Genomic DNA, 12,547 nt, shown 5'->3' on the forward strand with positions numbered 1-12,547 from the left:
GCCCGCGCGGGGGTGCGGGCAGGGCACGCGCGGAACAGCGCTCCGGCGTGCAGGTCGCGCGTGGACGGCTGATTTGGCGTGGCGGCGCGGACGGGAGAGTTTCCCGGCTGCTGGCCCTGCCTGACGACAACGTTCTTATTTGATCCGGCGGTTCGTGGAAGAGGGCGGACCCCTGTTCCTCCGGCCTTACTCGAGCCCGCTGCGGCGCGCGTCCCAGAGCGTGAGCGCGAAGAGCCCGAAGCCCGCGGCGCTCAGCGCCGCGCCGACATAGCCAGAGGCGGGGAAATCGTGACCCGCGGCGATCACCCGCGCGGCAAGGAACGGCCCCACTGCGTTGGCGACGTTGAAGGCGGCGTGGTGCAGCGAGGCGGCAAGCTGCTGGGCCTCTCCGGCGACGTTCATCAGCCGGGTCTGCATCACCGTCGAGACGCCGCCGAGGATGCTCATGCAGAGCACCGCGAGGCCCATGGTCCAGAGCCCGCCCGACACCGCCGCCGGGAAGAGGGCCAGCACAATGGCGCCGCCGCCGAAGGAGGCGAAGGCGGTGACGTTCAGGTTGCGGTCGGCCAGCGCGCCCATCGCGAGGTTGAAGATGGTCATGCCGAAGCCCGCGACCATCAGCATCAGCGCCACCATGTCGTCAGAGGCGCCGAGCGTCGTCTGCACGGTCGAGGCGATGTAGGTATAGACCGCGAAGAAGCCGCCAAAGCCGACGGCGCCGGTGGCCAGCGTCAGCCAGACCTGCCGGTTCTTCAGCGCGCCGAGTTCGCGCAGCGGGTTGGCGTCCGGATCGGCGGGGGTGCGGGGCGCCTTGAGATAGACCGCCAGCGCCGTTGCCAGAGACAGCGCGCCGACGATGACGAAGCCCGAGCGCCAGCCGAAGAACTGGCTGAGCCAGCTCGCGGCGGGCACACCGATGGTGGTGGCGATGGTCAACCCGAGAAATACCCGCGAGACCGCCGTGGCGCGCTTGTTGCGCGGAACGATCGAGGCGGCCACCAGCGCCGCGACGCCGAAATAGGCGCCATGCGGCAGGCCCGAGGCGAAGCGCGACAGGGTGAAGAGTCCGAAGGTCGGGGCCAGCGCCGAGAGCGTGTTGAAGGCGGCGAAGGCCAGCATCAGCCAGATCAGCAGCATGCGCTTGCGCATCTTCGCCCCGGCCACGGCAAGGATCGGCGCGCCGACCACCACGCCGAGCGCATAGGCGCTGATCGCGTCCGCGGCACGGGCCTCGCTGACCCCGAGGTCACGGGCGAAGTTCGGCAGCAGCGCCATGGCGGCGAATTCGGTGGTGCCGATGGCAAAGCCGCCCATCGCCAGCGCGAAGAGCACCATGCGCGACGAAATCTGTCTTTCGACACCGGCCATCGAGGCAGGCGCGGTTTCGGCCGCTCTGTGGGTCATGCCAATCCATCGTGTCTGTCGGGAATCGGGAGGGATTCCGGCTGTGTGTTTCTCTCCCTGCGGGCACACCTAGGACGCTGCGGCAGGCGAGGCAAGACGTGGATGGGGGATTGGGCACAACAGCGCCTGCCGCTGCGTCCTTTGGCGGCGCGCGGGCGATGGACGCAGGCGCATCGCGCTGCTATCAGGCGCGCGAGCGATAACAGGAGAGGCGCCATGTCGAGCCACGGGGACCCCATTCCGATGATTGCCCGCAAGTCTGCGGGCCTTAAGGGCGAGGCGCATGTGCCGGGCGACAAGTCGATTTCGCACCGCTCGCTGATCCTCGGCGCGATGGCGGTGGGCGAGACGAAGGTGACCGGTCTTCTCGAGGGGCAGGACGTGCTCGACACCGCCAAGGCGATGCGCGCCTTCGGCGCAGAGGTCGAGAAGCGCGGCGACACCTGGCACGTGCATGGCGTCGGCGTCGGCGGCTTCGCCGAGCCCGGCAATGTCATCGACTGCGGCAACTCCGGCACCGGCGTGCGGCTGATCATGGGCGCCATGGCGACCACCCCGATCACCGCCACCTTCACCGGCGATGCCTCTCTGAATTCCCGGCCCATGGCGCGGGTGACCGATCCGCTGGCGCTTTTCGGGGCGCGCGCCTACGGGCGCAAGGGCGGGCGGCTTCCGATGACCATCGTCGGCGCCGAGGCCGCGATCCCGGTGCGCTACGCCACGCCGGTGCCCTCGGCGCAGGTGAAATCGGCGGTGCTGCTGGCCGGGCTCAACGCCCCGGGCGAGACCGTGGTGATCGAGCGCGAGGCGACCCGCGACCACTCCGAGCGGATGCTGACCGGCTTCGGCGCGACCGTGACCACCGAAGAGATGCCGGAGGGCCGCGTCATCACCCTTGTCGGCCAGCCCGAGCTGAAGCCGCAGACCATCATCGTGCCGCGCGATCCCTCGTCGGCGGCCTTCCCGGTCTGCGCCGCGCTGATCACCGAGGGCTCGGATGTGCTGGTGCCGAACATCGGCCTCAACCCGACCCGCGCGGGGCTGTTCTTCACCCTGCAGGACATGGGCGCGGATCTGACCTTCGAGAACATGCGCGAGGAGGGCGGCGAACCTGTCGCCGACCTGCGGGCGAAGTTCTCGCCGGACCTCAAGGGCATCGAGGTGCCCGCCGAGCGCGCCGCGAGCATGATCGACGAATACCCGGTGCTTTCGGTGGTCGCGGCCTTTGCCAGCGGCAAGACCCACATGCCCGGCGTCAAGGAATTGCGCGTCAAGGAAAGCGACCGGATCGACGCCATGGCGACCGGCCTGCGGGCGAGCGGCGTCGAGGTGGACGAGGGCGACGACTGGTGGACGGTGCACGGCCGCGGCTTCGGAGACGTGAAGGGCGGGGCCACGGTGCAGAGCCATCTCGATCACCGCATCGCCATGTCCTTCCTCGTCCTGGGGCTTGCGACGGAACAGCCGGTGCGGGTGGATGACGGCGGGCCGATCGCCACCTCCTTCCCGATTTTCGAGGCGCTGATGACCGGGCTGGGCGCCGATCTCATCCGCGAGGCCTGAGCGCTTGCGCCGCATCCTGCCCTACGTCGCGGCGCTGGCCGCCGCGCTGTTCATCTGCATGGGCTACTACGCGGTGAGCGTTCTCTGGCCCGGCGCAGGCGGGCAGGCGCCCTTCGATGTGCGAATGCTGGGCTATACCGCCGCCGAGGCGCAGCGCTACCTGCTGGCGCTGAGCGGGGAGGCGCGTTCGGTCTACCTGCTCGAGATGCACTGGCTGGGTCAGGCCTTTCGCCTGGTCTTCGGGCTGACGCTGCTGATGGGGGCCTGGGTGCTGTCGCGCGGGCGGGCCTGGTGGCGGCGCGGCATCTTCCTGCTGCTGGCGCTTGCCTGGATCGGCGCGGATGCGACCGAGAACCTGCTGATCAACGAGATGCTGCTGCGCGGACCGGTGGCGCTCGATCATGCGCTGGTCGACTGGTCGAGCCTGTTCACCCGGCTCAAGTTCCTGCTGCTTGCGGTCTGCGCGGTGGGGCTTTTCGGCCTGTGGCGGCAGTGCCGCGGCAGGTAACTTGCGGCCCTTCCCGGCGGCGGTCATAAAGGCCGCGATCTGAAAGAAAGGGACGGCCATGGCCTTTACCATCGCCATCGACGGGCCGGCGGCTGCCGGCAAGGGCACGATCAGCCGCGCGGTTGCCGCGCATTTCGGCTTTGCCCATCTCGACACCGGGCTGCTCTATCGCGCCGTGGGGCGCAAGATGCTCGACGGGGTCGATCCGATCCGCGCGGCGCAGGAACTGCTGCCGACCGACCTGCAGGTGCAGGGGCTGCGTACCGCGGCGGTGGGGCAGGCGGCCTCGCGCGTCGCTGCCATCCCCGAGGTGCGCGCCGCGCTTCTGGACTTCCAGCGCGCCTTTGCCCGCCGCGACGGCGGCGCGGTGCTCGACGGGCGCGACATCGGCACGGTGATCTGCCCCGAGGCCGAGGCCAAGCTCTTTGTCACCGCCAGCGCCGAGGTCCGCGCCCGGCGCCGCTTCGAGGAGCTGGTGGCCGGCGGCGCCGAGACCGATTTCGAGACCGTGCTGGCCGAAACCCGCGAGCGTGACCACCGCGACGCCACCCGCGCCGATGCGCCGCTGAAACCGGCGCAGGATGCGCAGATGATCGACACCTCGGAGCTGGACGTCGAGGCCGCCGTGGCCGCCGCCATATCGGCCGTCGAGGCCCGCAGCTTAGAACGCCTGAAAGGATGACAATGAAGACAGTTCGCATGGGGCCCGGCGGCCCCGAGGTTCCCGCCTTCGGCATCGGCGCCATGTCCTTTGCCGAGTTTTACGGGCCGACCACCGAGGCGAATTCCCATGCGGTGCTCGATGCCGCCGCCGACTCGGGGGTGGTGCATATCGACACGTCGAACGTCTACGGCATGGGGCGCTCGGAAAAGGCGATCGGTGCCTGGCTGAAGGCCAACCCCGGCGCCCGCGAGACGCTGCATATCGCCACCAAGGCCGGGATCACCAAGGACGCGGCAGGCAACCGCTGCTACGACAATTCGCCCGAGCACCTCGAGGGTGAGCTCGACGGCTCGTTGGCTCGGCTCGGCGTCGAGCAGGTGGATCTGTTCTACGTCCACCGCCGCGAGGCCGACCGCCCCATCGAAGAGGTCACCGAGACACTCGCCGGGCTTGTGAAGAAGGGCAAGATCAAGAGCTTCGGGTTTTCCGAGATCGCGCCGTCCTCGCTGCGCCGGGCGGCAGCGGTGCATCCGGTGGCCGCAGTCCAGTCGGAATATTCGCTGGCGACGCGTTTCGTCGAGCTGGGGCTGGTGCAGGCCTGCAAGGAACTGGGCACGGCGCTGGTCGCCTTCTCGCCGGTGGGCCGCTCGCTGCTGACCGACCAGCCGATCGGGGCCGAGGTGATCGCCGCCAACCCCTTCCTCGCGACCAACCCCCGGTTCATGGCGCCGAACCTGTCGGCAAACCTCGGGATCACCGAGCGCTTCCGAGCGCTCGCCGCCGAGATGGGCCTGCCCGCGGCGGGGCTCGCGATCGCCTGGCTGCTCAGCCGCGGCGATCACGTGATCCCGATTCCGGGCACGCGCTCGGTGGCGCATTTCGAGGAGCTGCTGAGCGGGCTGCACGCCACGCTGACCGAGAGCGACCTGGCGCGGATCGACGAGGTGCTGCCGGTCGGCTGGGCGCATGGCGACCGCTACTCGCCGGCGCAGCGGGTCGGACCGGAATACTTCTGCTGACAGAGGCCGGGGCCCTGCGCCCCGGCGCACACGAACAGGAAAGGGGCGGGCATGTCGCATGTCACCCTCGTGCGGCACGGGCAGGCCAACACCCATGCCAAGGACGAGATCAGCTATGACCAACTGAGCGATCTGGGCCGGCAGCAGGCGCGCTGGCTCGGCGACCACCTGCGCGGCACCGGCGATGTCTTTGCCCGCGCCTACTCGGGCACGCTGCAGCGCCATCGCGAGACCGCGGCCGAGATGGGCCTCGCGCTGGAAGTGGTGCGGGACGCGCGGCTCAACGAGCTTGAGTATTTCACCATGGCGCAGCTCATGGACCAGCAGCACGGGATCGCCCTGCCGCCGGACCGCGAGGGCTTCATCCGCCACCTGCCGACGCTCTTCACCTACTGGCGCGAGGGGCGGCTCGAGGGCGTGCCCGAGAGCTTCGAGCACTTCGAGGGGCGGGTGCGCGACGTGCTGGCCGAGATCGCCGCGGGCGAAGGGCGGGCCGTGGTGGTGACCTCGGGCGGGCTCATCGGCATGGCGATGCGGGTGACCATGGGGCTCGAGATGCAGGCGCTGGCGCATGCCTGCCTGGCCATCGAGAACACTTCGCTGCACCGCTTCCAGCCGATCTCGACCGGGCTCTGCCTGACGCTTTTCAACGCGGTGCCGCATCTGGAAGGCTCGGAGCGGTCACTGGCGCGCACACATCTCTGAGCACCGGCTTTCCCATAGGTCTGCTTTTCGATAGCAAGGCGGGGAGTTTGGCTTTGGAGAGACGGATGACACATCTCTGGGTGCGCGCGGAGCAGCGGCAGAACGAGGACCGGGTGGGCGTGACCCCCGAGGGGGTGAAGGCACTGATCGCCGCGGGGCTGCGAGTCACCGTCGAGGAAAGCCGTTCCCGGGTCATCGGCATCGAGGGCTACCGCGCCGCGGGCGCCGAGATCGCCCCCGAGAACAGCTGGCCCGAGGCGCCCGAGGAGGCGATCATCTTCGGCCTCAAGGAACTGCCCGAGGACGGCACGCCGCTGCGCCACCGCCACATCATGTTCGGCCATGCCTTCAAGGGCCAGCCGGCGGGGCAGGTTCTGCTGAAGCGCTTCGTGGCGGGCGGCGGGGCGCTCTACGATCTGGAATACCTCGTGGGCGAGGACCGGCGGCGCGTTGCGGCCTTCGGCTACTGGGCGGGCTATGCGGGCGCGGCGGTGACGCTTCTGGCCTATGCGGCGCAGAAGCGGGGCGGCCTCTGCGGGCCGGTCTCGGTCTGGCCCGGGGCGGCGGCGATGGAGGCCGCGGTCGCCGATGCGCTCGACGCGGCGGGCGGCGGGCGGCCCAAGGCGCTGGTCATCGGCGCGCTTGGGCGCGTGGGAACCGGGGCGTCGGATCTCTGCCGCAAGCTCGGCGTCGCTGTGACCGGATGGGATATGGCCGAGACCGCCCATGGCGGGCCGTTCCCCGAGGTGCTGGAGCACGAGATCTTCTTCAACTGCATCCTCGCCCATCCCGGCACGCCGGTCTTCGTGCCCGCCTCGGCGAGCACCGACGCGCGCAAGCTTCGGGCCATCGGCGACATTGCCTGCGACCCCGACAGTGACTTCTCGCCCGTGAAGGTCTATGACCACGTGACCGACTGGCAGGCCCCCGCGCTGCGGGTTCACGAGGAGCCGCCGCTCGACGTCATGGCGATCGACAACCTTCCCTCGCTTCTCCCCCGGGAGAGCTCGGAGGATTTCGCCGCGCAACTGCTGCCGCACCTGCTGACCCTGCCCGCGATGGACGCGGGCGTCTGGGGCCGGGCGGCGGCGACCTACGACAGATACCTCAAGGAGGAACTTGCATGATTCATTGGTGCGGAACGGGACTTTCATCCATCCCGGGGCTGCGACGCCTGATCGAAGCCGGCCACGACGTGATGGTATGGAACCGGACCGAAACCAAGGCCCGCGAGGCGGTGGGCGACATCACCAACCGCATTCTTTCGTTTGCCCCCGAGGTGCTGGAGCCAGCAGTGCAGGAAGGCGACGTGATCGTTTCCATGCTGCCCGGCGACTGGCATGTGAAGCTGGCCGAGATCGCGATCAGGAAGAAAGCGCATTTCGTGTCGTCCTCCTACATCTCGCCCGAGATGCGCGGGCTCGACGCCAAGGCGAAGGAAGCCGGGGTGGCGCTGGTCAACGAGGTCGGGCTCGACCCGGGGATCGATCACCTGATGGCGCATGATCTCGTCGCGGCCTACCGCGCCTCGGACGCCTTCGATCCCGAGAACGAGATCAGCTTCCTGAGCTACTGCGGCGGCGTGCCGAAGGAGGCCAACGCCTTCCGCTACAAGTTCTCCTGGGCGCCGGTGGGTGTGCTGAAGGCGCTGCGCTCGCCCTCGCGTTCGATCCGCCACTTCGAGGAGCTGAACGTCCAGCGCCCCTGGGATGCGCTGAGCCGCTATGACGCGCCGCTCGATCCGCCCGAGAGCTTCGAGGTCTACCCCAACCGCGACTCGCTGCCCTTCCTCGAGCAATACGAGTTCGGGCAGGACTGGAAAGTGAAGGACTTCGTGCGCGGCACGCTGCGGCTCAACGGCTGGTCCGAGGCGTGGAAGGATGTCTTCGCCGAGGTCGAGACGGCGGACGACGCACGGCTGGCGCAGATGGCCTCCGAGCTGCTGGCCGAGAACAAATACGCAGAGGGCGAGCCCGACCGCGTGGTGCTCTGCGTGACGCTGAAGGCCGAGAAGGCGGGCGAGACGGTCTGGCACAAGACCTGGGTGATGGATGCCTGGGGCGACGCGCGCGGCTCTGCGATGGCGCGGCTGGTGTCGATGCCGGTGTCCTGGGCGATCGAGGCGGTGCTGAACCGAGAGATCACGCCGGGGGTCTCGGCGGCGCCGTCGGATCCCAAGTTGGTCACGCGCTGGCTGGGCGGGGTCGAGAGCCTTGCGCAGCGGATGATGCGCGTGGACGAGACCGGCTGAAGGCTCTGAGCCGCTGGCGGGGCACGGGCCTCGCCAGCGCGCTTCAGGCCGCGCTCGAGCCGATCAGCGCCTTGCGCGCGGCAACCATGTTCACCTTGCGATAGTCCTGTAGCCCGGTGACCTCTCGGCCCACCCAATCGGGCAGGGGCAGCGGCGTGTCGAGCGCCGGGAATTCGACCTCGGCGATGGTGATGCCAGAAAGGAGCCCCTCGTAGACGTCCACCGTCCAGACCAGCGCGCCCGCGGGCACGTGGTGGCGGGTCTTCTCGACGACATCGGTGCAATGGGCGGAGAGCATCTCCTCGGCGTCCTGCGCCGGGATCGGGTATTCGAACTCGTCTCGGGCCATCCCGTCACGCCGGCCCTTGATGCAGAGCGTTGCGCAGTCATCGTAGAAGCGTACCCGGGCCTTGCGCCCGCCCTCGGCGGCGATGAGCCCGTCGCGCAGCCGCTCGCTGCGGGAGATGCCGGATTTCCAGTCATCGCTGGCAACAAGGAACTTGCGCTCGATTTCTTTGGCCAAGGGACACTCGGTTGTCATCAAAAAATAGGCGAAATACGCGCGCGATCTATAGCGTGGCAGCGGGTCGAAGGCCACAGCGGAAAACGCGATGCGGCCGTGATCTTCGCCGCCGACGCGGTGCCCGCGTCACGAAAAAGGCGCGCCCCGCGGGACGCGCCTTTGTGCCTCAGAGGAGGCGCTTATTGCGCTGCTTCGTAATGCTCGTCGAGCACCTTGGCGAAGTCGTCGTAGGACATGTTCGAATAGGACTTGCCGTCGATGAGGAAGGAGGGCGTCGAGGTGATGTTGTCGCGGGTCGCGTTCTCCTGGTACCAGCCGACAAGAGCCTTGAGCTTGGCGCTGTCATTCATGCAGGCGTCGAGCTGGTCCTTGCCGATGCCGGCCATCAGGCCGATCTTGCGCAGGCTGTCGGCGATGCCCTGGTCCGAGCCCGCCTTCACCCAGTCGCCCTGGGTTTTGTAGATCATGTCGGAGATGCCGAAGAACTTCTCGGGCGAGCAGCGCGCGACCATCGCCGCCCACATGCCGTACTTGTCGAAATAGACGTCGCGGTAAACCAGCTTCACCTTGCCGGTCTTGATGTAGTTCTCTTCGATCTGCGGGAGCACCTCGTTGGAGAAGCGCGCGCAATGCGGGCAGGTGAAGGAGGCGTATTCGATGATCTCGACGGGGGCGTTCACGTCGCCTTTGACCATCTCGACGATCTCGGGTGCGGTTTCCGCGGTGGTTTCGGCGGCGCTGGCCTCGCTGCTCGCCTCCTGCGCGCTGACCGCGCCGGGCAGGGCGACGCCCCCGAGGGCGACTGCGGCCGCGAGCGCGGCGACGGGAAGAATGCGGGTCATGTAAGGTCCTCTTGTGGTTGCCTTGCCTGCGGCACGGGGCCGCGTTTCTGCCTGCGGCACGGGGCCGCCTTTTTGTCCTGTGGCGCTATTGCCGCGATTTCGAGATGACGTTGCCGGCGAGGCGCTCGAGCGCGGCGCGCAGCCCGTCATCATGGATGTCTCCGGCCACCTTATGCGCCTCGGCCTTGATCTCGGGCGAGGGCTCAGGCTTTTCGGCCTTCGGCGCGTGGCCAAAAGCAACGCGGCCCTCGGCGAAGCCGCTCGATGCCGTCTGGGTGATGCGGATGCGCGCGATGGCATTGTAGCCGTAGACCGCGTTGACCTTCTCGCGCAGCTGTTCTTTCTGCATCTCGAGCAGCGGCGCCATGGCGCCGGTGGTGAGCAGCGTCAGCGTCGCACCCAGCCCCTGCTGGCGCGCGTAGCTGACCTCGACCGGGCGGGCCATGGCGGCGACATCTGCGCCGACGATCTCGTCCCAGTGGGTGAGCAGGCGCGACTGCGCGAAGCCGCGGCTCTCGCTGGCCTTGCGGATCTGCGCGTTGAGCAGACCCGAGGTCTTTGCGAACCCGTATGTTGAGGTGTTGCGCCGTGCCATCTTGAATCCCTCTCTGCGGACCTATTCTAGTGACCCCGCATCCGCATGCCAGCAGGGAATCGCTTTTGTCGTCGATGATCAAGGGAATGTCAGCCAAGCGTGACACGGCGCAGGCCGCAGATCTGCTCACCTGGTACGACCGCCACGCGCGCGAGCTGCCGTGGCGCGTCAGCCCGGCGGCGCGGGCGGCAGGGGTGAGGCCCGACCCGTACCGGGTGTGGATGTCCGAGATCATGCTGCAGCAGACCACGGTGGCCGCGGTGAAAAGCTATTTCGAGGCCTTCACCTCGCGCTGGCCGACGGTCTCGGACCTTGCCGCCGCCGAGGATGCCGACGTGATGGCCGCCTGGGCGGGGCTGGGCTATTACGCCCGCGCCCGGAACCTGCTGAAATGCGCGCGGGCCGTTGCTGATGAGCACGGCGGGGTGTTTCCGCAAACGCTCGAGGGTCTGCGCGCCTTGCCCGGGGTCGGGCCCTACACCGCTGCGGCGGTGGCGGCGATCGCCTTCGATCTGCCCGAGACCGTTGTCGACGGCAACGTCGAGCGCGTCATGGCGCGGCTGCACGACGAGCACCTGCCACTGCCGCAGTCGAAGCCTGTGCTGACCGGCTATGCCGCTGCGCTGACGCCTCAGGAGCGGCCCGGCGACTATGCTCAGGCGGTCATGGACCTTGGCGCCACCATCTGCACCCCGCGCAACCCGGCCTGCGGGCTTTGCCCCTGGCGCAGCGCCTGCGCCGCCTGGGATCGGGGCACGCAGTCCGAGCTGCCGAAGAAGGCGCCGAAGAAACGCAAGCCGACGCGCCACGGCATCGCCTATCTGGTCAAGCGGGTGGACGGCGCCTGGCTGCTGGAGCGCCGGCCCGACAGTGGGCTGCTGGGCGGGATGCTGGGCTGGCCGGGCTCGGAATGGTCCGAGGAAGCTCCCGCCGACGCGCCTCCGATCAGGGCCGAGTGGAAGACGCTCAACACCGAGGCCCGCCACACCTTCACCCATTTTCACCTGCGCCTGACCGTGAAGACCGCGCTGGTGCCGATGGAGCGGCGCCCCGAGCGCGGCGAGTTCGTCGAGGCCGAGGCTTTCGACGCCGGGGACCTGCCGACGGTCATGCGCAAGGCCTTTGCCCTGACGTCGTCCTGAGCGGCGCCGACGCGCCGCATTGACCGGCACGGCGCCACGCGACAAGCTGGGCGCCAGAGGCCCCGGCCTGCGTCAGCGGTGACAACGGGGCCCCGCGTGGGGGTAACGAGGGAAACCGGGGCGATGATCTCTTCGACGAAGCTGGCGCGCTGGACCGCCGCCGCACCGTTTTGGCTGGTCTACCTGCTGCCTGTGCTGATCTGGATCGGCGCGCTGAATGGCGGGCTCTGGGTGATCTTGCCGCCGTTGGCCACTTGGTATCTTTTCTCGGCACTGGATGCGGCGCTTGGGCTCAATACGGAAAACGCAGATCCGCAAACCGAGGAGAGCGCGCTTTTCTGGTACCGCGCGGGGGTGATGCTCTGGGCGCCGGTACAGTTCGTCATGCTCTTTGCGCTGATCTGGTACGTGTCTGGCAACCAGGCCCTGACCACCTGGGAGAAGTTCGGCGTCTTTTTCGGCACCGGGGTGATGACCGGCACGGTGGGGATCGTCTACTCCCACGAGCTTGTGCACCAGCGCAACAGGCTCGAACGGCGGCTGGGGGACTGGCTGCTGGCCATGGTGCTCTACTCGCATTTCCGCTCCGAGCACCTCTTGGTGCATCACCTTTGGGTCGGCACGCCGCGGGATCCCGTTACCGCGCGCTACAACGAGGGCTTTCACCGCTATTACCCGCGCGTATTGCGCGAATGCCCGGTCTCCGCCTTTCGCGCCGAGAAGGGGCTTCTGGCCCGCCGAGGGCTGCCGTGGTGGCACCGGCGTAACCCGTTCTGGCTCTATCTCGTGCTGCAACTGGCGATGCTGGGGCTTGCTATGGCGCTCGGCGGCTGGGGAGGTCTTGCCCTGTTCCTCGTGCAGGCGGGGGTGGCGATCTGGCAACTCGAGCTGACCAATTACGTCGAACACTACGGGCTGACCCGGAAATATCTCGGCGAGGGGCGCTACGAACACGTCAAGCCGCACCATTCCTGGAACTCGGCGCATACGGCGACCAATTGGCTGCTGATCAACCTGCAGCGCCATTCTGACCACCACTACAAGCCCGACCGCCGTTTCCCGCTGCTGCAGAGCTACGCCGAGAGCGCGGCGCCGCAGCTGCCCTACGGCTATCCGGTGATGACCATGGCGGCGATGGTGCCGCCGGTTTGGCGGCGGGTGATGAATCCGAAAGTGCGGGCCTGGCGGCGCAGCTGGTACCCGGAGATCGAGGATTGGTCGGCGTACAACAAGGCGCGCATGCCCCTGCCGAAGGGCTCGGCCTGAGGCGGGCGGTGCGCCGGCCGGGGTTCGACATCCCCGCATTCCCGCGGGATATCTCGGCCTGGAAG

13 protein-coding genes are annotated in these 12,547 nt (G+C 68.4%); 9 read left to right on the forward strand and 4 right to left on the reverse strand.

Annotated elements, in window-relative coordinates; translation table 11 throughout:
* Positions 1-186 precede the first annotated feature (186 nt).
* Complete coding sequence (locus tag CEW88_RS14655; RefSeq protein ID WP_235939399.1) at positions 187-1,404, reverse strand: MFS transporter; 1,218 nt, start codon at positions 1,402-1,404, stop codon at positions 187-189.
* A gap of 216 nt (positions 1,405-1,620) precedes the next feature.
* On the opposite strand from CEW88_RS14655, the gene aroA reads away from it, so the two are divergent.
* The 7 genes from aroA to CEW88_RS14690 all read left to right on the forward strand — a co-directional run bounded on the left by aroA (position 1,621) and on the right by CEW88_RS14690 (position 8,114).
* Positions 1,621-2,967: a 3-phosphoshikimate 1-carboxyvinyltransferase gene (aroA, locus tag CEW88_RS14660; RefSeq protein ID WP_108968363.1), complete on the forward strand. Its 1,347-nt coding sequence runs from the start codon at positions 1,621-1,623 to the stop codon at positions 2,965-2,967.
* A gap of 4 nt (positions 2,968-2,971) precedes the next feature.
* Positions 2,972-3,475, forward strand: coding sequence for a hypothetical protein (locus tag CEW88_RS14665; protein ID WP_108968365.1), 504 nt, complete (start codon positions 2,972-2,974; stop codon positions 3,473-3,475).
* 58 nt (positions 3,476-3,533) lie between these two features.
* A complete protein-coding gene (locus CEW88_RS14670; protein WP_108968367.1) occupies positions 3,534-4,157 on the forward strand; it encodes a (d)CMP kinase in 624 nt (207 codons plus the stop codon).
* A 2-nt stretch (positions 4,158-4,159) separates the two neighbouring features.
* A complete protein-coding gene (locus CEW88_RS14675) occupies positions 4,160-5,158 on the forward strand; it encodes an aldo/keto reductase (protein WP_108968369.1) in 999 nt (332 codons plus the stop codon).
* A gap of 51 nt (positions 5,159-5,209) precedes the next feature.
* Entirely contained in the window at positions 5,210-5,863 is a 654-nt protein-coding gene (locus CEW88_RS14680; protein WP_108968371.1) for a histidine phosphatase family protein, read from the forward strand.
* A gap of 65 nt (positions 5,864-5,928) precedes the next feature.
* Positions 5,929-6,990, forward strand: coding sequence for a saccharopine dehydrogenase (locus CEW88_RS14685; RefSeq protein WP_108968373.1), 1,062 nt, complete (start codon positions 5,929-5,931; stop codon positions 6,988-6,990).
* Positions 6,987-8,114, forward strand: coding sequence for a saccharopine dehydrogenase C-terminal domain-containing protein (locus CEW88_RS14690; protein WP_108968375.1), 1,128 nt, complete (start codon positions 6,987-6,989; stop codon positions 8,112-8,114). The genes CEW88_RS14685 and CEW88_RS14690 overlap by 4 nt, the downstream gene beginning before the upstream one ends.
* A 43-nt stretch (positions 8,115-8,157) precedes the next feature.
* Here the strand turns inward: CEW88_RS14690 and CEW88_RS14695 are convergent, their stop codons facing one another.
* The 3 genes from CEW88_RS14695 to CEW88_RS14705 form a co-directional block, all read right to left on the reverse strand.
* A complete protein-coding gene (locus tag CEW88_RS14695) occupies positions 8,158-8,637 on the reverse strand; it encodes a CYTH domain-containing protein (protein ID WP_108969838.1) in 480 nt (159 codons plus the stop codon).
* A 179-nt stretch (positions 8,638-8,816) separates the two neighbouring features.
* The gene (locus CEW88_RS14700; RefSeq protein WP_108968377.1) at positions 8,817-9,479 is read right to left on the reverse strand and encodes a DsbA family protein; all 663 of its coding nucleotides are present in this window, start codon (positions 9,477-9,479) and stop codon (positions 8,817-8,819) included.
* A gap of 85 nt (positions 9,480-9,564) precedes the next feature.
* A complete protein-coding gene (locus CEW88_RS14705) occupies positions 9,565-10,074 on the reverse strand; it encodes a DUF721 domain-containing protein (RefSeq protein ID WP_095883078.1) in 510 nt (169 codons plus the stop codon).
* 86 nt (positions 10,075-10,160) lie between these two features.
* Between CEW88_RS14705 and mutY the strand changes: the two genes are divergently transcribed.
* Together mutY and CEW88_RS14715 are read left to right on the forward strand one after the other, a co-directional pair.
* Entirely contained in the window at positions 10,161-11,216 is a 1,056-nt protein-coding gene (gene mutY / locus CEW88_RS14710) for an A/G-specific adenine glycosylase (protein WP_108968379.1), read from the forward strand.
* Between the two features lie 123 nt (positions 11,217-11,339).
* Positions 11,340-12,482: an alkane 1-monooxygenase gene (locus CEW88_RS14715; RefSeq protein WP_108968381.1), complete on the forward strand. Its 1,143-nt coding sequence runs from the start codon at positions 11,340-11,342 to the stop codon at positions 12,480-12,482.
* The last annotated feature ends 65 nt before the right edge of the window (positions 12,483-12,547 follow it).

It is taken from the genome of Alloyangia pacifica (assembly GCF_003111685.1).
GTDB lineage: Bacteria > Pseudomonadota > Alphaproteobacteria > Rhodobacterales > Rhodobacteraceae > Salipiger > Salipiger pacificus_A.